The sequence below is a fragment of the Vibrio sp. 1562 genome, assembly GCF_033340155.1.
Lineage (GTDB): Bacteria > Pseudomonadota > Gammaproteobacteria > Enterobacterales > Vibrionaceae > Vibrio > Vibrio alginolyticus.
Map to the genome: position 1 here is coordinate 121,283 of NZ_JAWOVY010000001.1, position 21,636 is coordinate 142,918.

General features: G+C 42.3%; 19 protein-coding genes, 1 pseudogene and 1 riboswitch. Of the genes and pseudogenes, 7 read left to right on the top strand and 13 right to left on the bottom strand.

Going from position 1 to position 21,636, the window contains the following annotated elements:
• Nucleotides 1–81: 81 nt before the first annotated feature.
• On the bottom strand, nucleotides 82–930 hold the full coding sequence (locus tag R7Z49_RS00570; protein ID WP_017635146.1) for a pirin family protein: 849 nt from the start codon (nucleotides 928–930) through the stop codon (nucleotides 82–84).
• 401 nt (nucleotides 931–1,331) lie between these two features.
• On the opposite strand from R7Z49_RS00570, the gene R7Z49_RS00575 reads away from it, so the two are divergent.
• The 5 genes from R7Z49_RS00575 to R7Z49_RS00595 all read left to right on the top strand — a co-directional run bounded on the left by R7Z49_RS00575 (nucleotide 1,332) and on the right by R7Z49_RS00595 (nucleotide 4,225).
• Entirely contained in the window at nucleotides 1,332–1,541 is a 210-nt protein-coding gene (locus R7Z49_RS00575) for a cold-shock protein (protein WP_005373691.1), read from the top strand.
• A gap of 240 nt (nucleotides 1,542–1,781) precedes the next feature.
• Entirely contained in the window at nucleotides 1,782–1,991 is a 210-nt protein-coding gene (locus R7Z49_RS00580) for a hypothetical protein (RefSeq protein ID WP_005373692.1), read from the top strand.
• A gap of 50 nt (nucleotides 1,992–2,041) precedes the next feature.
• Nucleotides 2,042–2,182, top strand: a complete 141-nt coding sequence (locus R7Z49_RS00585; RefSeq protein ID WP_017633782.1) for a PA3496 family putative envelope integrity protein — start codon at nucleotides 2,042–2,044, stop codon at nucleotides 2,180–2,182.
• A 237-nt stretch (nucleotides 2,183–2,419) separates the two neighbouring features.
• A riboswitch (purine riboswitch) is annotated at nucleotides 2,420–2,519 on the top strand.
• 89 nt (nucleotides 2,520–2,608) lie between these two features.
• Nucleotides 2,609–3,625, top strand: coding sequence for an adenosine deaminase (locus tag R7Z49_RS00590; RefSeq protein WP_017819853.1), 1,017 nt, complete (start codon nucleotides 2,609–2,611; stop codon nucleotides 3,623–3,625).
• Between the two features lie 126 nt (nucleotides 3,626–3,751).
• The gene (locus R7Z49_RS00595; RefSeq protein WP_005373699.1) at nucleotides 3,752–4,225 is read left to right on the top strand and encodes a peroxiredoxin; all 474 of its coding nucleotides are present in this window, start codon (nucleotides 3,752–3,754) and stop codon (nucleotides 4,223–4,225) included.
• A 50-nt stretch (nucleotides 4,226–4,275) separates the two neighbouring features.
• Here R7Z49_RS00595 and R7Z49_RS00600 read toward each other — a convergent pair whose 3' ends face one another.
• The 4 genes from R7Z49_RS00600 to R7Z49_RS00615 all read right to left on the bottom strand — a co-directional run bounded on the left by R7Z49_RS00600 (nucleotide 4,276) and on the right by R7Z49_RS00615 (nucleotide 8,890).
• Nucleotides 4,276–4,683 carry an SPOR domain-containing protein gene (locus R7Z49_RS00600; RefSeq protein ID WP_005373701.1) on the bottom strand — a complete coding sequence of 136 codons (408 nt, stop codon included), beginning with the start codon at nucleotides 4,681–4,683 and terminating at the stop codon, nucleotides 4,276–4,278.
• Between the two features lie 212 nt (nucleotides 4,684–4,895).
• Entirely contained in the window at nucleotides 4,896–6,065 is a 1,170-nt protein-coding gene (locus tag R7Z49_RS00605; protein ID WP_017819852.1) for a D-alanyl-D-alanine carboxypeptidase family protein, read from the bottom strand.
• 1,184 nt (nucleotides 6,066–7,249) lie between these two features.
• Nucleotides 7,250–8,107 carry a glutathione-dependent disulfide-bond oxidoreductase gene (gene yghU, locus R7Z49_RS00610; protein WP_005373705.1) on the bottom strand — a complete coding sequence of 286 codons (858 nt, stop codon included), beginning with the start codon at nucleotides 8,105–8,107 and terminating at the stop codon, nucleotides 7,250–7,252.
• A gap of 216 nt (nucleotides 8,108–8,323) precedes the next feature.
• The gene (locus tag R7Z49_RS00615; protein WP_054576133.1) at nucleotides 8,324–8,890 is read right to left on the bottom strand and encodes a TetR/AcrR family transcriptional regulator; all 567 of its coding nucleotides are present in this window, start codon (nucleotides 8,888–8,890) and stop codon (nucleotides 8,324–8,326) included.
• Between the two features lie 99 nt (nucleotides 8,891–8,989).
• Between R7Z49_RS00615 and R7Z49_RS00620 the strand changes: the two genes are divergently transcribed.
• Nucleotides 8,990–9,532 (top strand): dihydrofolate reductase family protein, encoded by a 543-nt coding sequence (locus R7Z49_RS00620; protein ID WP_054576134.1) that lies wholly within the window; start codon nucleotides 8,990–8,992, stop codon nucleotides 9,530–9,532.
• A gap of 64 nt (nucleotides 9,533–9,596) precedes the next feature.
• On the opposite strand, the gene R7Z49_RS00625 is transcribed toward R7Z49_RS00620, so the two are convergent.
• The 3 genes from R7Z49_RS00625 to R7Z49_RS00635 all read right to left on the bottom strand — a co-directional run bounded on the left by R7Z49_RS00625 (nucleotide 9,597) and on the right by R7Z49_RS00635 (nucleotide 13,611).
• The gene (locus R7Z49_RS00625) at nucleotides 9,597–11,051 is read right to left on the bottom strand and encodes a sucrose-6-phosphate hydrolase (RefSeq protein WP_115386521.1); all 1,455 of its coding nucleotides are present in this window, start codon (nucleotides 11,049–11,051) and stop codon (nucleotides 9,597–9,599) included.
• 31 nt (nucleotides 11,052–11,082) lie between these two features.
• A complete protein-coding gene (locus R7Z49_RS00630; protein WP_318111141.1) occupies nucleotides 11,083–12,006 on the bottom strand; it encodes an aminoimidazole riboside kinase in 924 nt (307 codons plus the stop codon).
• A 165-nt stretch (nucleotides 12,007–12,171) separates the two neighbouring features.
• On the bottom strand, nucleotides 12,172–13,611 hold the full coding sequence (locus R7Z49_RS00635; protein ID WP_318111143.1) for a sucrose-specific PTS transporter subunit IIBC: 1,440 nt from the start codon (nucleotides 13,609–13,611) through the stop codon (nucleotides 12,172–12,174).
• Nucleotides 13,612–13,846: 235 nt separating this feature from the next.
• Between R7Z49_RS00635 and R7Z49_RS00640 the strand changes: the two genes are divergently transcribed.
• Nucleotides 13,847–14,833 (top strand): LacI family DNA-binding transcriptional regulator, encoded by a 987-nt coding sequence (locus R7Z49_RS00640; RefSeq protein WP_064354874.1) that lies wholly within the window; start codon nucleotides 13,847–13,849, stop codon nucleotides 14,831–14,833.
• Between the two features lie 63 nt (nucleotides 14,834–14,896).
• Here the strand turns inward: R7Z49_RS00640 and R7Z49_RS00645 are convergent, their stop codons facing one another.
• From R7Z49_RS00645 to R7Z49_RS00665, 5 genes and pseudogenes are all read right to left on the bottom strand, one after another.
• Entirely contained in the window at nucleotides 14,897–16,270 is a 1,374-nt protein-coding gene (locus R7Z49_RS00645) for a carbohydrate porin (RefSeq protein ID WP_031777226.1), read from the bottom strand.
• A 728-nt stretch (nucleotides 16,271–16,998) separates the two neighbouring features.
• Entirely contained in the window at nucleotides 16,999–17,877 is an 879-nt protein-coding gene (locus R7Z49_RS00650) for an alpha/beta hydrolase (RefSeq protein WP_318111146.1), read from the bottom strand.
• Nucleotides 17,878–17,908: 31 nt separating this feature from the next.
• Nucleotides 17,909–19,852, bottom strand: coding sequence for a TonB-dependent receptor domain-containing protein (locus R7Z49_RS00655; protein WP_054576367.1), 1,944 nt, complete (start codon nucleotides 19,850–19,852; stop codon nucleotides 17,909–17,911).
• Between the two features lie 151 nt (nucleotides 19,853–20,003).
• The gene (locus tag R7Z49_RS00660; protein ID WP_017819843.1) at nucleotides 20,004–20,957 is read right to left on the bottom strand and encodes a LysR family transcriptional regulator; all 954 of its coding nucleotides are present in this window, start codon (nucleotides 20,955–20,957) and stop codon (nucleotides 20,004–20,006) included.
• Nucleotides 20,958–21,153: 196 nt separating this feature from the next.
• A pseudogene (locus tag R7Z49_RS00665) lies at nucleotides 21,154–21,477 on the bottom strand (IS1-like element transposase); the annotation flags it as partial.
• Between the last annotated feature and the right edge of the window lie 159 nt (nucleotides 21,478–21,636).

Genomic DNA, 21,636 nt, shown 5'->3' on the forward strand with positions numbered 1-21,636 from the left:
TGCTTCTGGTCGAGCCCAATATTCAGGCTCAAAACTGTTTTAATTTGCTCGCTAACTGAAAAAGCGAGTAGGCAGTCCAAACTAGTAAGTTTCAAACAACCCAGAGTTGTAATCTTGGATGGCTTGTTCTATCTCTTCCATGCTATTCATGACAAAAGGGCCATAATGCACCACGGGTTCATTAATTGGCTCACCAATAAAGATCAGTGCACCACTCTCTTTTTCGGCCTGCAATTCAACCCATTCACCTTTCGATAAAATGGCCATTTCGCCTTGATTGATCTCACGACCTTTTAATTGAATACGACCTTTATAGACATAGAGCATCATGTTGTTGTCTTGATCCGTGTTCAAATTCAAAGCTTGCCCCCCCATCGCTCTCCAATCGGCTACCGTGGCAGCAACACCTGTCTCTGTTAGCGGCCCCTGAATTCGTTCGTTGTTTATAGTCATATGACCCGCAATCAAACGTACAACCCCCGTATTCGGAGTATCAAACTCAGTGATCGTTTCAGGTTGAAAGTCATGATATTGAGCTGGCTGCATCTTATTTTTCGCAGGCTGGTTAATCCAAATTTGGAAACCATGCAATTCGCCTTCCTTCATAATAGGCATTTCGCTATGGATGACGCCTCTTCCTGCCGCCATCCACTGTGCACCACCGGAACGAAGCTCACCAACATTATCCATATGATCACGATGCTGGAAATGACCTTTCAACATATAAGTAAGCGTCTCAATACCTCGGTGCGGATGCGGAGGGAAACCGCCGATATAGTCAGCGCGGTCTTCTGATTTGAGTTCATCCATCATCAAAAATGGAGAAAAACTAGCATGATTGAAACCCGCTACTCGGCGAATTTTCACTCCATCACCATCAGCAGTAGGTTGCGCAGGAATAAGCTGACGAATTTCTCTGAATGTACTCATACTAGTTCTCCTAGTTTATCTTTGTGACCGCTTGCAAATCGCATGTTTAATCTATGGCTATCTATAAGGTTCTATTTTAGGTTGATGAGCTAAAATTATGAGCCATACTATTCGTTCTACTTATTCAACTTTTTCGAACAATACAATTTATCGAGTTAATAATGAGCACATTTAATTTATCTAAAATAAATGTAGCTATTTTCTAAACAAGGTGTATAGTGTGCCTTGGCTCTTAGAAGAGAGCTGTTAATGCAACATTTAGTTTAAGTTTCCTCTCAGTAAAATCTTGAATCCCCAATTCAGACACCTGCGTACAACTTCCTCTTGATTGAACATTCAATAGCTTAGAAAAGATCCACAAAACAAATCATAATTTTAATGTTTAATTCAAAGGTATTTTTATGTCGAAAGTAACTGGTTCAGTAAAATGGTTTAACGAAACTAAAGGCTTCGGTTTTCTATCTCAAGACAACGGCGGCCAAGATGTATTCGTACACTTTAACGCTATCGTTTCTGACGGTTTCAAAACACTGACTGAAGGTCAGAAAGTAAGCTTCAATGTAGAGCAAGGTAAAAAAGGTCCTCAAGCGACTGAAGTAACTCCTCTATAAGACTGCTTTTCTTGGTGTAGCATGCCCATGCTGCACCAAACCTCTCTCCTTCAAAAATATTCTTTCATCAATCACTCAGCCTAATTTTAGGCATTGCTTTGTGCTATCTAAAATAAACTGAATAGTACTGCTTAATTTATTATTTATAGGAAAAATCATGTCCTCAAAAAGAACTGGCCGTCAAAGGCATTGGTATCAATTACTTAACAAAGAGAAAATCACTAAAAAACAGGAGAATAAATGTTAGAAATTGAATTTAATTTAGAACAACCTCAAACCTCTTGGAACGCTAAAATACATCAATTAAATGGTGATATTTTACGAAGGCACGTATTACCGAAACTTCTTTCTCATAGCTTCATGATCGATTTTGAATATTGTGAGAAAACGCAATCTGGAACTATTCTCTGTGATTCAGGTTCAAAGTTAGGAAGTTTTACTGTTAACTGATTCAGTTTTCATGCATTAATGGATAATGCAACTAATTTGGAAGGTATCCAATGGCTAGAAAAAGTAAGAAGCAGTCAGAAAAAGACAAAAAAGAGTCTGAACAAAACGCGGCGGCGGTAAAGCAGAAAACTCGACGCCGCATAGAAGACATTATGGAACAAAGAGAATTTGATAAGTTATTCGATCTATAAATGCTCTCTAGTGCTTTCTCTGCCTTTATCGTTGTGCAAGGTACCGCCACCTACCTTTGCTCAAACGAATCTCCACTCTTTTAGACTACTCTTCTAATTACACGTGCCTCTCACACACGCAAAAACAACTGGCTCCTCTATACTCAAGTGACTTGCAAATAGTCGTTTCGCTCACAGGAAAACCCGTGACTAATGACAGTTAGGTTATTTGCGTATAGCCAAAGCGATATTTTTGCGTATAATCCCTCTCGTTTGCTTCGTATAACCCCAATGATATGGTTTGGGGGTCTCTACCAGTTCCCGCAAAGTGCTGATTACGAAGAGTTGAGATCATCGTGGGTCTTACTCTTTGTGATAGCGTTCGATTTATTTCTATCTATACCTATTCTTAGAGTAACTGCATCCACAATACACATAAGGTGGAATATGAACGCATTTATTCAAGGTCTTCCAAAAGTAGAGCTGCACTTACATATCGAAGGTTCACTTGAGCCGGAACTCTTATTCAAATTAGCAAAACGAAACGGCATCGAGATCCCTTACTCTTCTCCGAGTGAACTACGCAGCGCATATCAGTTTACAGACTTACAATCATTTCTCGACCTCTATTACCAAGGAGCGGGAGTTCTGCGTACGGAGCAAGATTTTTACGATCTCACTTGGGAATACTTACTGCACTGTAAAGAAGACAACGTTATTCATACCGAAATCTTTTTTGACCCTCAAACACACACAGAACGCGGCATAGACTTTGACACTGTTATCAATGGAATAGCTCGTGCGCTAAAAGATGGTCACGAAAAACTTGGCATTACCTCGCAAATTATTGCGTGTTTTCTCCGTCACCTTTCAGAAGAGAGCGCCATAGAGACCCTACAGGCTATTCTGAAACACCGTGATAAGATCATTGGTGTTGGACTAGATTCTTCAGAACAAGGTCATCCGCCAGCTAAATTCAAGCGCGTATTTAAACAAGCAGTAGAAGAAGGCTTACTTACCGTTGCTCACGCAGGTGAAGAAGGCCCCGCACAAAATATTAGCGATGCAATTGAAATGCTTTACGTGAGCCGCGTGGATCACGGTGTTCGCTGTGTTGATGATGAAGCATTAGTTGAATCCTTAATCGAAAGCCAAATGCCACTGACAGTGTGTCCGTTATCGAATCTTAAGCTATGTGTATTCGACGATATGAAAGATCACAATATTGTGGATTTGCTACGAAAAGGTGTCGCTGTAACGATTAACTCAGACGATCCTGTGTACTTTGGTGGCTACATGACGGATAACTTTCTGGCCGTCAACAACGCACATCCAATGAGTAAGAGTGAACTTGCCCAATTTACAATGAACGCGATTGATGCCAGCTTTATCGATAACGAGTTAAAGGCGAAATATCGTCACCTTGTTAGCCAATACGTAAACCAGCACGAAGCTTTGCAATAAAGGCATCAGTGCCACGCCTTAGGCCAAACGCGTAGGTATTAAAACCCTACAAAAACTCTGTGGTTAACCGCATTTATAAACGCTAGACTGAGAAAGCTAAACTAGCACACAAAAAGGAATAGAATCATGATTCAACAAGGCCAAGCTCTACCAGTTGCAACTCTAAGTGAGTTGACTGCCGATGGTATGGTAAACCACGACGTTACAGAACTGTTTGCGAACAAGAAAGTCGTACTCTTTGCTGTACCTGGCGCATTCACCCCTACCTGTTCAGAAGCCCATCTACCAGGCTATGTGGTATTAGCTGATGAGCTAAAGGCAAAAGGTGTTGATTTAATTGCGTGCGTTTCTGTAAACGATGCATTTGTGATGCAAGCGTGGGGCGAAGCTCAAAACGCTTCTGAGATTTTGATGTTGGGTGATGGCGACGCTAGCTTTACTAAAGCATTAGGTCTTGAAATGGATACAGGCGGCTTTGGTGGTATTCGCTCACAACGTTACGCAATGATCATTGAAAACGGCACAGTGACTAAGCTAAACGTTGAAGAGCCAAAAGAGTTTGAAGCAAGCAAAGCAGAAACGATTTTAGCGGCGCTTTAAGCTTACTCCTAAATACAAAAACGGAAGCCATCGCTTCCGTTTTTTGTTGGTTAACGCATTCTCACAACACTCGTTTGTTGCTTACGCTGCATTTCCGCAAAAGTCAGCACAAACGGGGATGACTGCTTTACACGGCTTGGTAATGAAGAAAGCGCATTGTAGGCATCCTGCTTCGTTTTAAAATCACCAACAGTTACCGTATACCAACGCGTGCCTCGGCTGTTTTTCCAGTTAACCCAAACCGGATGCTTAGGATCGATATAGCGAATATAATCTTTCACATCTTTTTCTTGCTTTAGCGCGAGTACCTGCATCGTGTAATGGTTTGGGTTTAAATAACCATATGCATCCTGAGAGGTCATGACTCCAACACATTGGCCGCTATCGACCTCCTGCTGGTAAGGCATAGCGCAGCCCATGAGCGATAAAATCAATGTCAAAGATAAAATCTTGTGCACGTGTCACTCCATTCTTGTTCTAGTTTCTTTTCTCTCGCACCCAAAAACACAAAACGCTCTTGGTCAGGTAAAAACACACCCTTACAAGAGGGCCTGTGTTTTAACGCAACGAGTATTCCAAAAACGTAAGGCGACCACGTTGGTCGCCTTAGTAAATTGATTTAATAGAACATTAACAAGATAGAGTGATATAGACAGAAGTTCGCTACTGTTTAGAACCAGCTAGCGACCAATTGCTTAAACCAGTCTAAAATTCGCTTGAATAAACTGCCTTCCTCCACGGACTCCAATGCAACGAGCTCGGCTTCATTTACGACCTTACCGTCGACTTTGTAAAGCACTTTACCAACCACTTGTTGCTCAGAAATTGGCGCAACTAAATCACCGTTGTATTCAACTTCCGCTTGCAGATTTTTTACATCTCCTTTTGGCAAAGTGAGATAAACATCGTTAGCTACGCCGACAGTAAGCTCGTCTTTTTCGCCCATCCAAACTCGAGCTTTCGCAAGTTCCGCACCCGCCTCAGTCGGCATTACCGTATCGTAAAAGCGGAAGCCATAACTCAACAGCTGCTTGCTTTCTGATTCACGAACATTCTCACTCTTCGCTCCCATCACTACGGCAATCAAACGCATATCACCTTGTGTTGCAGAAGTCGCTAGACTATAACCCGCGCCGCTTGTATAACCAGTTTTCATGCCATCGACATTCATACTACGATCACGAAGCAAGCCATTACGGTTGTATTGAGTGATGCCATTGTAAGTAAACGAGGTTTCGCTATACAGCGGATAGATATCAGGTAAGTCACGAATAATCGCTTGGCCCAACTTGGCAATATCATAAGGTGTCGAATATAAACCGTCACTGTCTAGGCCGTGAGGGTTGGTGAATGCCGTGTTAGACAATTCAAGCTTGGCGGCCCAACTATTCATCAAACTCACAAACCCTGATTCACTTCCCGCAACATGCTCAGCAATAGCGACACTGGCATCGTTACCAGATTGAACAATCAGACCACGGTATAAGTCAGACAAAGAAACGGAAGTATTGACTTCAATAAACATTTTTGAAGAATCTGGGAAATTTTTTGCCCAAGCATTTCGGCTGATGACAACCTCATCATTCAACGTAATATTGCCTGTATTAATTTCTTGACCAGCTACATAAGCAGTCATCAACTTCGTTAAACTCGCGGGGTTTAAACGTTTGTGGGCATCACGTTCAACCAGTACTTTCCCCGTATGGAAGTCCATCAAAACATAACCACGAGAACTGAGTTCCGGCGCATTTGGCACAACTGAAGGCGCAGCATAAGCCAACGAGGATACAGCAGCGAACCCTGTAATTAACACTGTGTGTAATATAGTACTTTTTCTCATCATGACATCTTATCTTAGTAGCATTTAAGGCTTACAAACGGTACCCGAATGAATTCAAAGCGCGGGATTACCTAGTTAAAAAACGAGTATATTGAAACGGCGCTCAGTTACAGCCACCTTGTTACGATTGGTTACTTTTACTCAATGTTTGTCGAAAATAATGAGAGGTAGGTAGAGCTTTCGTCTTGAAGAATGAAACAGGAGCGAAAATAATTCCGTAACGCTATGTTTTTTTGAGAGGAGAGAAAAAGCGCGCAAGTCAATTCAGGGAGTAATTTGGTATAGGAAAAGTAGTTGAGCTTTTATCCATATCTAAATAGGAAACAACAAAAACAATCAACAATAAGCCCAGCTAATTATTTACCAAGAAAACATATTGAAAACGCATCATAAAATCGTAATTAATTATCGATAAATTTAAAAACCTAATATTATAATTTATGCAAATTTCATTTATTATTAAACTGGAGAAAAATACAGCTTTCCTTTTTTAAAACTAAGAGACGATTTTTTCGATGTTTTTAGGTTTATCTCATCAGAGAACTTGGTATAACAGTGAGGAATAAGGCATCCGGACTTAGCGCGAAAGGATAACCCACTGTTATTTAAGTTCACACGCTGCTTTTTAATGACTAGAGACTTTAAACTGCGGTTACCTTCGGTTTGTTCGGCTATTCTTTGACGTATCCCAACCCAGTACGACTCAAACGACGACATCATACATATCCTCTTTCATGATATAAGCATTAATAATTAAACATCGCTAAAAGCTAAGCTTGTCTTAAATAAAAGTACTAGAAATTAATTTTATTTCTTCAAAACAAATCAACTCGCATATTCCACATAAATTTAGAGGTTATGTCAAATATTAATTATCATTAATTTTATTTATAATGGATATAAAATCAGTTTATAATTTTTAAATAATTTAATTATTAGAAAGCAGTATGACCAGTCCATATTTAACATGGAAATATGAGCTTTGTTTTGCATCATAATATATAAATACATTAAAGATTCATCTACGAACTAAATGCTCTTCAAGAGGTGATATAAATTAGCATTTCGAGACTAAATGAGAATAAAAATAGCGCACCGTATATGGTGCGCTATAGATTTGATTAAGGTCACTGTATAAGCATAGATAAAACTAAACTCATTTGACGTAGCTAGGCCAAGATTGCTTATGGTTTAAGTTTCAATACTTTATCAATATCTTCTGCGCTGTGGCGCTCAGGTAACTGCTCCCATTCTTCACCCCATGAACGGTTCACAATTCGACCACGTTTTACCGCTTCACGCTCATCAATTACTTTTGCCCAACGCACAACGTTTTTGTAGCTTTCTACGTCTAAGAATTCAGCCGCATCGTAAGCACGACCCAACACAAGGTTGCCGTACCATGGCCATGTTGCGATATCAGCGATGCTGTACTCATCGCCACCTAGGAATTCATTGTTCGCAAGACGCTTGTCTAATACATCTAACTGACGTTTTGCTTCCATTGTAAAGCGGTTGATTGGGTACTCGAACTTCTCTGGTGCGTACGCGTAGAAGTGACCAAAACCACCGCCTAGATATGGCGCAGAACCTTGCAGCCAGAATAACCAGTTCATTACCTCAGCACGCTTAGCGCCTTCTTTTGGTAAGAAATGATCAAACTTTTCTGCTAGATAAAACAAGATGTTGCCAGATTCAAACACGTTCACTGGCTCAGAACCCGAACGGTCAACCAATGCCGGAATTTTAGAGTTTGGGTTAACAGCCACAAAGCCAGAGCCAAACTGGTCGCCATCGCCAATCTTAATCAGGTATGCATCGTATTCTGCTGCCGTTACGCCAGCCGCCAAAAGCTCTTCAAACATGATCGTCACTTTCTGACCATTTGGGGTACCCATTGAGTAAAGTTGGAATGGGTGCTCACCAACTGGAAGCTCTTGCTCATGACGTGCGCCAGAATCCGGACGGTTGATGCTCGCCCACTGACCGCCGTTTTCATTATCGTTTGTCCAAACTTTTGGTGGAATGTATTCGTTAGCCATTGTTTTCCCTTATTGTGTTTGAATGCATCTTCAAACTGACGGGTCTTACGCGCCAGCAAGCATTATTAACATCACCTCTTCGCCAACTGCGATTAGGCATACTCAAGATATTAGGTCGAATTCGCTAAATAAAAGTCCTGCAATCTCTTTTAGTTAGAACCTTTGGTTATGGGATTTTCTTTCACGCTATAAGTAAAAACGTCGCGATAATGTGAACTAGGTTCGAGATGCCAATAACGAAGAACAGATCAGATTCAACGGCCCATCCATCATCTCCGTCTGAATCAAACTCGTATCGTGGCAACAACTGATCGAGAAAGCGAACCCGTGTAGGTAATCTGCCAATAGATCCAAACTGTCTTTCTCCACTTGCGGAGACAGTGCCAAAGGCTGAACAATGATTTGATAGCGCTCGGTAAACACTTGAGCAGGGCCATACGATGTCATGCTCAGCATGGTTTGCAATAACCCGTTGTACTCACGCAGCAGTTCAATGTAGCTAATACACAAATTTTTGAGTTCGCCTTGCCAATCTTCATTCACTTTCGGTTGATAAATTTCCTCCACCAGCGATGTGGTCAACGCTTCAAGCAACGCATTCTTGTTTTTGAAGTAGTAATAGATCGCCATAGGATCCACATTTAATTGCGTCGCTAACGAGCGAATACTTGGTACCTTGCTATCCTTTTTCATCAATGACTTAGCTGTATCTAGGATGCTTTCTGCGCTTAACTGCGACTGCTTAGCGGCTGGTCTCCCGCGTTTCTTTTCGTTGACAGACATTTGATCTTCTCGATAAACTCATACTTATTCTACATTGTAGAATTAATTTTAAACCATACTTTAGCTTGGCTCAAGCATCACCATTTTGATGAGGTACTCATGGCAAATATCGTATTTATTGCAACCAGTCTGGACGGTTACATCGCAGATAAGCAGGGCAAACTCGACTGGCTACATTCAGTACCAAATCCAGACAACATTGATACTGGTTTCTTCTCACTGATGGAGCGTATTGATGGCTTGGTAATGGGGCGCAACACCCTAGATGTCGTACTGAGCTTTGATTGCGATTGGCCATACAGCAAACCTGTGTTTGTACTCAGCAATACCATGACAGAAGTGCCACAAGGCTACGAAGACAAAGTCTTTCTAGTAAAAGGCGAGCAAAAAGATGTGCTTGCGGAGCTAAACGCAAAAGGCTTTAACGATCTTTACATCGACGGCGGAGTGACGATTCAGAACTTCCTGAAAGAAGATCTTATCGATGAAATGGTGATCACGCGCTTCCCTATCCTACTTGGCGGCGGCGCACCTCTATTTGGGGATTTAGAACAACCGCTAAACTTCAAAGTCACCAAGAATGAAGTTGTTCTGGATACCTTAGTTCAAACAACTTACGTGCGTGATAGGCAGTTAAGTTAGATAGTTAGAAAGAAAAACGCCCTTCACTAAATCAATGAAGGGCGTTTTAATGTATTCGAAACCGTTACTTAGCTGATTCAAACAAACCAGAAATACCTTTCAAAGGGAAAAGCCTTGCTTGCTCCAACCCTCTCAACGTTACCGTATTGAGGTCATCAATAAAGAAACGACTGGTCATCGTGTGTTTGCCGCCATTAATGAAAATCTCGATGACAGAATTGTCGATATACATCTCAATCGTCTGCTTAGCGTCCAATCTTGGTGCTTTTCGAATACCACCAAATTCTTCTGCGTACAAATGAGACATGTGACGACGGTCCAGCATAAACTCGTGCTTTGTCGCACTAAAGACGATGTTGTCACCTTTGAGGTTACTCAGCTCAAGTTCAAAGCCATCGCCCTCAAGGTCTAATTGGATCAAACAACTTGTGCTTTCCAGTGTATGGGACTGTGCAAAGACCACCTCTTCTTTTCTTAAACTCTCCAATTCAGGGAGTGGAGTTTGAACAAGAAAACCATCTTTCAACGTTAGTTCTCTAGGAAGAGACAACATTCCTGCCCACTGGTGTGTGACCGATGGTGTGTCGATTTCTGGCAACCCTATCCATGCAATAAGAATGCGACGCCCATTCTCATCTAAATAGGTTTGTGGGGCGTAGAAATCAAACCCATAATCTGGCTGCAAAATATCTTGGTGGTTTTCTAAAGTCATCGACTCTAGGTTCAACTGATCACCCACGATATATGCGACAGAATAGATGTTTTTGAAATCATAAGGATTACGACTGCTCACGCCCTGTGGAGAAAACAGCATCACCGATTGACCATTAATCTCAAAGAAATCAGGACACTCCCACATGTACCCAAGGTCAGAAAACTTGGTCTTGATAGGACCTTTATGCTGCCACGTTTTCAAATCTTTGCTTTGATAGAGCGCCATTGAACCATGCTCGGTTTTGGTTTGAGCTCCCACCACCATCAAATAGTCGTCGTCTTTCTTCCAAACTTTTGGATCACGAAAGTGCTCCGTGTAATGTTCATTTTCGATGACCACTCCATTTTTTTCAATGTTGCCTTCCGAATCCATAGTGGCAAAACATTGTGTTGGAATTCGATTCCAGTTTTGGTCACGCTTATTACCAGTAAAAAACAGCAAAGCCTTGTTGTTTTCCACCAAAGCACCGCCCGAATAGACACCATGTGAATCGTAGTCTTGGTCGGGATGAAGACCCACGCCATGATCTTTAAAATGGATGAAGTCTTTAGTAGAAAGGTGGTACCAATACTTCATTCCATGGACTGGTCCCACAGGCGTCCACTGGTAAAAGATGTGGTGCTCACCATTGAAATAGCACAACCCATTTGGGTCATTTAACAGCCCAAATCTAGGGGCGATATGAAAACTAGGAAAGCCTTTATCTTGCTGACGTGAAAGTGTCATTTCTTCGATATCACACTGAGGGATTTGCTCAAGTCGACGATATCTTTGCTCTACAGTCCAACGGTTGTTTAAGCTCATAATTTTTCTCAACTGAAATTGGATCTGAAGATCATTGCCCAATAAATTGCAGCAACTCTGTCTGGGTCGGAAGCGCGGTCATTGCGCCTTTTTGCGTCGTCGCTAATGCACCACTGCCATTTGCCCATTGAATCGCAGAGCTAACAACAGGATGATTTTTCCAATCGTCATGCCGAGACAGGCATGCCAGTAGCCCTCCGACAAAAGCATCACCCGCACCTGTGGTGTCAATCGGACTAACGACTTGACCTGTGATCAGTTCACTCTGACTTTCAAAGACGCGCCAAACACCTTTCGCACCTTGTGTCACCAAGACCAAAGCAATATTCAAAGAGGCTATTTGTTGTAAACCTTGCGCCATCGACGTTGAGTCAGTCAAGAACAAAAGCTCTTCTTCAGAGAACTTAACCACATCGGCCATCGCTACAGCCTTCATCACGACAGCTTGGATTTCTGATTGATCTTGCCACACTTCATAACGCAAGTTAGGGTCAAAGCTAATGAAACCACCAGCGGCTTTTGCTCTTTTGATCGCCTCAAATGTGCTGCTTCTACTTGGCTCATTTGCCAGTGAAATTGAGCAAACGTGTAGCCAGTCACCTTGCTTAAAGTTTGGGATGCCTTCAACAGACATAAACTGATCAGCGCTCGGTTTTACCATAAACGTAAAGCTGCGCTCACCTTGCTCGTCTAAATCCACCACCACTGTTGATGTTCTTTGCTCAGGATCTTTAACGAGAAACTCCGTGCTCACGCCCTCTTGATCGAGCGTTGATTGCATGAAGCGACCAAATGGGTCATCACCTACACGTCCAAAAAACGCACTCTTACCAGATAGACGAGCAATTGCTACGGCGACATTCGCTGGTGCACCACCGGGACATTTGAGTAAAGAAGTCTCAGATTCCGGTATTAGATCGACAACAGCATCACCAGTTACCCACACTTGATTCATCTTGCTTACCTTGAAATTAAAGCCCTGATAGTCCAACGTGTTGAACACCTTCACTACCAAGTAAAAATTGAAAAAGGCTAGCCAAGCCATTAGTGCTTGGCTAGCACCCCAAACATTTAGGAAAAGAAGTGGATTTTTGGGGACTCCACCCTTAAGGAGTTCAGATTAAGCCGCTGCTTTTCTACCGACTTTAACGCGGTCACGCATACCAAGAACAATGGTGAGAACAAATGCGGTCAAGAACGCGATCACCATACCCGCGATGTAGTACCCAATCTTCTCTGGCGTAATGGAAATGATGCCTGGAAGACCAGCTGCGCCCAATGCCTGAGCTTTCACATTAAACATTGTGATGAACGCACTTGATAACGCCGCAGCGCAAACTGCCGCAATAAATGGGTAACGTAGTTTTAGATTAACACCAAACATGGCTGGCTCTGTAATACCCAGCAAACCCGTAACACCCGATGGAATCGCGATACCTTTCATCTTCTTATCTTTGCTCATCACGCCCACCGCCAACGCTGCCGCTCCTTGAGAAACGTTAGACATCGCCGCAATAGGAAAGATAAAGGTGCCGCCCGTCGTCGCAATATCCGCAAGAAGTTGAGTTTCAATCGCAATGAAGCTGTGATGCATACCAGTAATAACAAACGGAGCATAAATAAGACCAAATACCGCACCACCAACAAAGCCAGCTGTGTTGTATAGCCAGTTCAGACCATCACCTAATAGGAAACCGATATCACGCGTGAACGGACCGACGACAGTAAACGTTAGCAAACCCGCTATGAAAATCGCCAGTAATGGCGTTAAAAGGTTGTCTAAAACAGAAGGTATGACTTTACGTAAGCCTAGCTCAACCTTCGCAAGAATGAATGCCGATACCAAAACCGGTAACACCGAACCCTGGTAACCCACTTTTTGGATTTTAAAGCCAAGAATATTCCAAACCGGAATGTTGCCAGACACAGATGCGCCGCCGAATCCCCAACCATTCAGCAAGTCAGGGTGAACCATCAACATACCTAGCGCCGCCCCTAAATAAGGGTTACCGCCAAACTTCTTACTGGCTGAAAATGCCAGCAGAATAGGCAGGTAAACAAACGGCGCGTTCGCAAACGTGTTGATCATGTTCGCCAAGTCTGTCAGTCCTGGGTTGGCATCAATCAAAGATTTGCCATCAATGAACAAGCCTTGAGCAGTCAATAGGTTATAGATACCCATCAACAAACCACCAGCGACGATTGCGGGAATGATTGGGACGAAAATATCAGACAGCCCTTTCACCGCGCGCTGAACAATGTTTTGTTTCTCTGCGCCAGCAGACGCAACGTCGTTGGTGGACATTTCACTCATACCCGTCAACTTCGCCATTTCTGCATAAACTTGGTTTACGATGCCTGATCCAAAAATGATTTGGTACTGACCCGCAACTTTGAACTGCCCTTTTACCCCTTCAAGGTTATCAATCGCTTGTTCATCTATTTTTTGCTCATCTGCAACGGCAAGGCGTAAGCGTGTCGCACAATGCGCAAGTGCGGTGATGTTGCTTTTACCACCTAATAGAGTTAACAACTCTTTTGCTACTGCCGGATAATTCATTTCATACCCCATTGGATTATTATCTGAGCTTGCGAAATTTTCGGGAACGTTTGCAAAACAGATTTTTGCTCAATAAAACCAAATGATCAAAGATAAAGCAGAGAGAATGTGAGAATGATCGTCAAATTCTCTCCCTAAGAGCAGTATAGGAGGTTAGAATCGCTACTTATCAAAGAGCTTTTCATCTTCTCTTTGCAAACAATCCCAAAAACGAAAAACAGAATGGATAGGAACAATGGCGAGTCTGCATGATGTCGCCCGTCTGGCTGGCGTATCAAAATCAACAGTGTCACGGGTTATAAACGATGAGTATGGCGTAAAAGAAGCGACAAAACAGAAGGTCCGCCAAGCAGTAGCGGAGTGTGGCTATTTGCCGAACCAAGTCGCTAAAGATCTAAAATCTCAAAAGACCAATCTGGTTGGTGTCATTGTTCCTCGGGTTTCCTCTCATGCCACATCCCAAGGTGTCGATGGATTAACCGATGTCCTTGAAAAAGCCGGGAAACATGTCTTACTTGCTAGCACTCACCAAGCCCACGAAAAAGAACTGGAGTACATTCAGATCTTTAACCAAAAACGGGTTGAAGGGATCATTCTTTACGCCACCCACCTCGATTCCAAACTGGTAAAAGCAATTCAAAACTCAGCCGTTCCAGTTGTGCTCGTCGGTCAAGATGGTTCCATGTTTAATATTCCAAGCATCATTCATGATGACGCACGAGTAGGGTTTGAAGCGGGAAATAGACTGGTTGCAAAAGGTTGCCAAACCATGGGTTTTATTGGTGTGCAAGGTGACGATATCGCGGTAGATAAGCAACGCTCTGAAGGATTTGTTCAAGCGCTACAGCATCATGGTTTTGAGATCGCCTTCCATGCTCGTGGTGACTTTACCATCGATTCTGGCTATTCATTGGCAAAACAACACTTAACAAAGAACCCTAAGCTAGATGGCTTGTTCTGTGCGACAGACCGTATTGCTATCGGTGCGATGAGAGCGATTCAAGAGCTCGGGTTAACACCGGGTAAAGACGTTTTAGTTCTAGGAGTTGGTGATGATGAGCTCGCATCAGTGTGCACCCCAACCTTATCAACATTTAACTATGCATTTGATAAAGCGGGTGAAAATGGTGCGAAACTGCTACTAGATAGAATTGCCAACAGAAGTTTTGAAATGAGTAAGATGGTACTAACATTCAAAACAATTGAGCGTCAGTCCTGTTAATGAAAAAGCGCCAACTGAAATCAGTTGGCGCTTTTCTTATTACTCTTTGTCGGTTAGATCCCTTTAGAACCAAGTTTCCATTTGCAGTGCAAACAGAACTTCACCACCATCACCCATCGTTGCAGCACCCGCATCCTGGCTAATCGAGTAGCCATTCAAGTCTTCGCTCCAATCAACGTAGCTAACTGCAAAACGTAGCTCCGGACGGTCAAAGAAACCTGCAGCGGTAGACATCTTAAGCGTTGGTGCAATTGTCGCTTTGTAAAAACTGCCACTTGCTTTATCAATCGCATTGTCTAGGTCCATGTATTGGTATGAGCCTTCATAAACCATCTCAAAGTTCTGCGTAAACTCTTGCGCTAAGCGGATGTTGAACGATGCCCACGTAAATTCATCATTTTTAGCAAAGCGATCTTGGCTGTGTTCTGCTAGCAACGCAGGTGCTACACGCCAGTTGTCGCCGATGCGTGTTACACCATAGCTGAACAAGCGTACGGCTTTTGCGTCTTCTAACAAATCTCCGTTTGAACCGATGCCTTTAAGTTCCGCACCCAGTCCATCACCCATCAAAATACCGGTTTTAGAGAAGCCTTCACTCATGCCAAAGAAGTTATCGCCATGGTAAGCAAACATCGCATGTAAACCTTTGTCCGCTCCGCCTTCTACGCGATCATTGTTATCAGCAGACGTCATGCCGCTCAGCATCAATTGCCAATTACCGAAGCGGTTGTTCATTGTCGCGATATAGTTTTCAACATCTGTTGACGAGCTATCAATCTCACCAAAATCACGACCATAGATCGAGAAGTTTGCTTTCCACGAATCGCTCATTTGGACGTCATACACACCAGCACCAGTACCAGATAAGAAAACAATATCCGAATCAAAGAAGTGAATGTCAAAGTTATCACGGTCAAATCGTTTACCAGCCCAAAACGTCGCGTCAGCAAAAGCTCTTGATTCAGAGAACATACTCAACTTGTTTAGCTCAGCATATATCTGACGAACGTTTAATTGACTCTCGCTCGCCGTCCATTCGTTATTGGTTTCCGTACTATCTGCCAACATGATTCGGAACAATGCGCTGGAACCATCATCTGCAAAACGTTTGTGAATAAGGTTTGCTTCCACATAATGATCATCCTCTACCCCTAATCGCCCAACTGGAGCGCCAATAGCACCAGCTGCCGTCATGTAAGGACCAGTACCCACTGCACCATTCAGATCGTCATTAATCAGTAGCCCGGAACGAGCGTAGCCATGAAACTCAAAGCTTGAGGCTTTCTCATTTGCTTCTGTGGATGCTTTTTCTGTCTGCTCAAGTCTCTGTTCTAATTCATTAATTCGCTTTTCAAGAGCGTCAACATCTGTTGCTGCGAATGCAGGTGCAGTAACCATTCCAAGCGCTACTGCCATCGTCAAAGTGTGTAGTTTCATTTCCATAGTCTCACGTAAATTTATACTTAGGCATATTGCAAACGTTCCCAAGGAAAAATCGCAAACTTATGGTGACTTTAAATACCCATCTAAAGTCTGAATTTCAGAGCGTATCTACCACTTGTATCAATGAGGGCGATAATATATAAACTTTTCGGGAACGTTACCGTTAAGAGGCCATTTTGTTACTTCTATCACGTTCAATTGTGTTACTTACAGAAAAATCATTAACCAGCGCACATTTGAATTAATTGTTAGCGCTAGAGGAAGTAGTTTGAAGGTGACAGGCTACAAAGAAGGGGTTTAGTGTTCATTTGAGAGAATAGTGCTCACTCGCTTCCCTATGCTACTTGATGGTAACTCATCTCTATTTGTTGATGAAAAGTAGCAGCTAAGGTTGAACGTAACTAAGAGCGAAGCGGATCTCGATACCTCATTTCAAACAACTTGAAAGGCTGTTAAGACGAGATAAACGACCTTCATTTTCTGTGAAGAGCGCTTTGTTGTTCTAATTCAAGCTAACGAAACACTTTTTTGGACAGAAGTACGTTAGAATACATACCCTAAAGTAGTCATAGATTTATTCAACCACTGCCTGAAAATGAGCCAGCCGCTCCCATTAATCAGAATGATAAAATGCCCAATAGAGATACATGAAAAAGCCAACTGTAATCACAGTTGGCTCAGTATTTCCCCTTGAACTTTTAAGCCTTATATTGACTAGAGCGTTAGTTCGGAAAGTGTTTATTTAAGAAGTCCAAAACATGAGTAACGTACTTCTCGGTATCAAAGACAGGTGCACTGTGTCCTACACCTTCTTCAATGAAAAGTTGGTTGGTAACTCCATGCTCATCAAGCTTAGCCTTAAGTATCTCACTTTGAGATAGAGGCACTCGCTTATCCAAGGTGCCGTGTAACTGTATATATGGTGGAGTATTTTCATTCACATAACTCGTCGTTGATGCTTTCTTGGCAAGCTTTGGAATATTGTTTGGAATATCTCCTAAGAAACGAGATACAGACGATGTTTTGCTGGTTTTCTTGCCACCTTTATTACTTAACTCAAGTAAATCGGTAGGGCCAAAAAAGCTTACTACGGCTGAGACCTTGTACTTTGGTGGCTCATAGAAATCTACTTGGTTGTATGCCGAGTTAGTCGCACCAATAAAGCCAGCGAGGTGCCCGCCAGCAGAGCGTCCCATTATCACAACATTGTCCGCTTTAATACCGAGCTTTTCAGCATTGTCGTACAAATAGTTCAGTGCATCATTAATGTCTTGTACTGGTTGAGGAAAGATCGCTTCTCCACTTAAACGATAATCAACTGAAGCTAGCGCATAACCTTCATTCAACACAGACTGAAGTAATAATGGGTTCTTTTCTGGGATGGCGTCTTTGCTTCCACGTTTCCATGCACCACCATGTACCCAAACTAATAACGGGTACTGAGTATTTGATTCAACCGATGGAGTATAAAGATCAAGTTTAATCTCTCTCTCACCTACAGTTTTGAACAAGATATCCTTCTCTACATTGAACTCCCCAGCCAAACAGACAAAGGGCATAAGTAGCAGAGAGGTCATCGCAGACTTAATTTTGGTATTCATTGTTTTGTTATTCGCTTAAAAAGTGAGTAGATTAGAAAGTCGCTTCAGCAGCTAACCAGTAGCGTCGGCCATCTTCAATGTAGCCAAACTCTTCCTCTGTGGTTTGAGCATCGAACAAGTTATAAACCGCTGCCATTAACTTCACACTCTTAGTTACACGCCAGTTCACACCGAGATCCACGTAAGTAATAGAAGGTGCCAACGTTCTTGTGCTATCACTAGTGATGTTGTTTTTGTCTTTGCCTTGATAGTTTATTCGGGCCCATGAAGCAACATCATCACGCACTGCCCAATCACCATTAAGTGAGAAGATATGTTCAGGTGCTTGTACGAGAGGTAAGCCATCATCATCGTCATTAGTGTTCTTTTCACTACGAGTATACGAGTAGGTCGCACTTAGTGTAATTGACTCTGTAATACCCTTAGATACGGAACTTTCTGCACCATAGCTGATCGCATCATCAATGTTGACGTAAGTGCGGTCGCAACTTCTGCTATCAGTACAAGTCGGATCGACAAACTCACTTTCGATCTTGTCTTTGAAGTTGCTGTAAAACAAAGTAATGTTTGCAGAAAGGTCTCGCTCATTAACGTAATACAGTCCCATCTCTGTATTGATGGAGGTTTCTGCTGTTAAGTCTGGATTACCGTAAATAGAACAACGTCCTCTACAGCTCTCTTGAACCCACTCTTCGTCCATTTGTGTCAAACTAGGTGCTCGATAACCCGTAGACACACCACCTTTTAGCGTCCAACTAGGGTCAATAGACCAGACCCCGTAAGCTCTTGGGCTAAATTGCCCGTCAAAGATCTCATTATCGTCGTAACGTAAACCAAGAGTGAGAGCGAATGTATCCGTGAGATACCACTCGTCCTCAGCAAATACTGCCCATTGCTTGTTTTTAGAGGTCAATGATAGTTTATTATCAGTCAGATCCTTTTGCTCGAAAGATGCGCCCAGCGTTAAATAGTGAGCATTAAGAGGCAGACCCCATTGCGTATTAATTTGACTATTCTCTACTTCTTTATCTGCACCGATATTTTTTACTGTTTCATTACTGATAAATGAAGAACTTGTACCCCAAGAGTAGTTTCCGTCGTGGCTAAAACCAATAGATTGGCGTTCATATTCTCGTACTGCAACTTGAGACTCTCGCTCCACTGATTTACCTAGAGTGGTCTCTCGCTCTTGGTTATGATTGGTGAACTCCAGAGTAAAAGTGTCATCCGAGGTAGGTGTGAGGTACAAAGAAGCTCGATAGTTGTCGAGTGTCTTACCTGCATAACCACCTTCAATTTCATCTTCTTTTCTTTCCTGATACAGTCCAGTCAAAGAAGTACTCAACAGACCATCTATGACAGGGCCAGCAAGGTACAGCTGCCCTTGATAGCTATTTCCAGATTTTGAATTTTCTTGAAGCGTCGTTTCTGCACGCAAGCTTCCGTGCCACTCTTGATAATTTTTACGCGTAATAATATTAATCACACCCCCCAAAGCATCAGACCCATAGAGGGTTGACATAGGGCCACGTACAACTTCAATACGTTCAATTGCACTCAACGGGGGAAGCCAGTCTTGTTCAGTAAACGTACTACCATTAGTTTGAGTTTCTCGACCAGACTGCTTCCTGCCATCAACAAGAATGGCCGTATATTGAGCAGGCATACCTCGAATTGAGATATCTTGGCCATCACCACCTCCTGTAACGGTTACCCCAGGTATATCACTTAAAGCATCAGTCAAATCTTTATATGAGCGATTTTCAAGTTGCTCTCGGGTGAGAACACTTATTGTTGCTGGCGCTTCTGTGACATTCTGTTCGTAACCAGAGGCTGTAACCACTACGGTTTCCATTGCTGTTGTATTGATACCAGTCTCAGGTAACTGGTCATTTGCAACAACGACCATAGGTACAGTAATACAAGCAGAAACAACTGATGTAGAAAATAGAGAGTATGTGAAAAGAGGCTTCATATTGAATAGGCTTAAAATGTAATTGCATTTAATAATTATTATCAATTAAACCTGATTATCATAATCACTGACAAGTTAATCACTATCGAGAAAAGAGAATATCACTATCCAATATACGAATAGTTAACCACGAATTACCCGATATAAGCATTTAAGCTAAAGTATCGGTTCCAACATAGAGCTGTTTAAAGATCTCTCGTACCCATTCACACATAGGATCATCGTTAAAGCGTTTGTGCCAATATAGGAAGACTTCTTGAAAGTCCAACTGTAGCTCGGCAGGTACTTCTCGAACGATCAAGCGAGGGTCTTGACAAGCTGCCTCTGCAAAAGGTGTCGGTAGATGAAATATAATCTCAGTCTCCGCAGCGATACTTGGAGCAGAACTAAAGTTATTCAGTTGCACTGGCGCTGATAAACGCTTTTTTTTGTTCGCTAACCCTAGCTCTTGGTATTTATGCTCAAACGACAATCGCTTCTCACCCTGCAAAGAGACTTGTCCAAAGTCAAATTCGGCCAAACGCTCTGGAGTTAGCTCTAAATCGGCCAGTGGATGATAGCGGCTCATAAGCAAACGGAAAGTACGCTTAGCAACAACCATTCGATAGATATTTTGCTCAGAGCTTGGCGGTTGATGAGAGGAAAGTGCGAAATGAACATCTCCAGCCACCAACGCATCAAAATGACGTTTTGGTGCTGAGTCCAAACTGACCTTAAGGTTTGGAGCCTCTTGCCGAATCTTAGCGATAACCTTAGGCATTAAGGTATTAATCTGAGGAAGAAGGCCGTAAACCTTAACGGTGCTTGATACAGTGCTCGGATCAAACGAGTCTCTATGGGCAAGTTTTTCTAAACTGGTAATCACATTATTGATGTCTTGCCTTACTGACTCTGCTTTTGGAGTCAGTTCATAGCCGTATTTCTTGCGCACCAGTAATTCGTCATTAAAGAAAACTCTCATTTTTTGCAGTGCTCGACTTACCGCAGACTGGCTCATATTTAAAGCCATAGCGGTGTTAGATACATGCTTCTCTTCGAGCAAGTGCTTTAAAACAAAGAGCAAATTCAGATCAATTTGAGATAAGTTCACGTCAATACCACCCATCAAGCTTCCAGTAGGTGGTATAGTACATAAATCTCTAGAGTTTGTGGTAAGTGTTTTCGATACTACAAGGCACTATTGAAACACAAGTCTGGTAGCAGGACAGTTTCCGTGCTAACACGAAAAGAGGCAAAAGTGTGTTTCAGTTCTTAAATGGGGAAGTGTTTTCCTCATATACCTCAACCAATACAGCTAGCCTTTCAAGTTTACAAATTAGTCTTATATTTGCTTTATCGAAAGGCATTGAGGTTACTTACCTTGGCGAGATTTTTTAAAGTACTCAATACTGTGTTGTATACGACATTCAACACTTGTACTGTTTCCCTAACGCCAGAGCTATTCATTGACATATCAACAGTTTTTTCTTTTACATCTGGCTTGCGGGCTTCGTAAACGTAATCGAGTTAAAGCTCTTTCGACACTCGATACATCTGGAGCGAGGAGAGCCAGAATGCCCTTTTCCATGTTCACGAACGGGCTCTGTTTTATTACAGAAACGATATTGAACTTGGATAGTAACCATGAGTTAAAAACATCAGAAATCAGGTGGCTATATTAACATCTATCAACCGATTTGAGTTATGACCAATAAAAGGATAGTTAGGTTTTTATTGCGTAAATTATCGGTAAGATGAAGTCATATAACAGGCAATATTTCAGGTGTGTAGAATTATTCTATTTT

Excerpts from the sequence above, each read along its gene's own strand:
- R7Z49_RS00570 (WP_017635146.1), bottom strand. The coding sequence starts at position 930 with ATGAGTACATTCAGAGAAATTCGTCAGCTTATTCCTGCGCAACCTACT.
- R7Z49_RS00575 (WP_005373691.1), top strand. The coding sequence starts at position 1,332 with ATGTCGAAAGTAACTGGTTCAGTAAAATGGTTTAACGAAACTAAAGGC.
- R7Z49_RS00580 (WP_005373692.1), top strand. The coding sequence starts at position 1,782 with ATGTTAGAAATTGAATTTAATTTAGAACAACCTCAAACCTCTTGGAAC.
- R7Z49_RS00585 (WP_017633782.1), top strand. The coding sequence starts at position 2,042 with ATGGCTAGAAAAAGTAAGAAGCAGTCAGAAAAAGACAAAAAAGAGTCT.
- R7Z49_RS00590 (WP_017819853.1), top strand. The coding sequence starts at position 2,609 with ATGAACGCATTTATTCAAGGTCTTCCAAAAGTAGAGCTGCACTTACAT.
- R7Z49_RS00595 (WP_005373699.1), top strand. The coding sequence starts at position 3,752 with ATGATTCAACAAGGCCAAGCTCTACCAGTTGCAACTCTAAGTGAGTTG.
- R7Z49_RS00605 (WP_017819852.1), bottom strand. The coding sequence starts at position 6,065 with ATGAGAAAAAGTACTATATTACACACAGTGTTAATTACAGGGTTCGCT.
- yghU (WP_005373705.1), bottom strand. The coding sequence starts at position 8,107 with ATGGCTAACGAATACATTCCACCAAAAGTTTGGACAAACGATAATGAA.
- R7Z49_RS00615 (WP_054576133.1), bottom strand. The coding sequence starts at position 8,890 with ATGTCTGTCAACGAAAAGAAACGCGGGAGACCAGCCGCTAAGCAGTCG.
- R7Z49_RS00620 (WP_054576134.1), top strand. The coding sequence starts at position 8,990 with ATGGCAAATATCGTATTTATTGCAACCAGTCTGGACGGTTACATCGCA.
- R7Z49_RS00625 (WP_115386521.1), bottom strand. The coding sequence starts at position 11,051 with ATGAGCTTAAACAACCGTTGGACTGTAGAGCAAAGATATCGTCGACTT.
- R7Z49_RS00630 (WP_318111141.1), bottom strand. The coding sequence starts at position 12,006 with ATGAATCAAGTGTGGGTAACTGGTGATGCTGTTGTCGATCTAATACCG.
- R7Z49_RS00635 (WP_318111143.1), bottom strand. The coding sequence starts at position 13,611 with ATGAATTATCCGGCAGTAGCAAAAGAGTTGTTAACTCTATTAGGTGGT.
- R7Z49_RS00640 (WP_064354874.1), top strand. The coding sequence starts at position 13,847 with ATGGCGAGTCTGCATGATGTCGCCCGTCTGGCTGGCGTATCAAAATCA.
- R7Z49_RS00645 (WP_031777226.1), bottom strand. The coding sequence starts at position 16,270 with ATGAAACTACACACTTTGACGATGGCAGTAGCGCTTGGAATGGTTACT.
- R7Z49_RS00650 (WP_318111146.1), bottom strand. The coding sequence starts at position 17,877 with ATGAATACCAAAATTAAGTCTGCGATGACCTCTCTGCTACTTATGCCC.
- R7Z49_RS00655 (WP_054576367.1), bottom strand. The coding sequence starts at position 19,852 with ATGAAGCCTCTTTTCACATACTCTCTATTTTCTACATCAGTTGTTTCT.
- R7Z49_RS00660 (WP_017819843.1), bottom strand. The coding sequence starts at position 20,957 with ATGGGTGGTATTGACGTGAACTTATCTCAAATTGATCTGAATTTGCTC.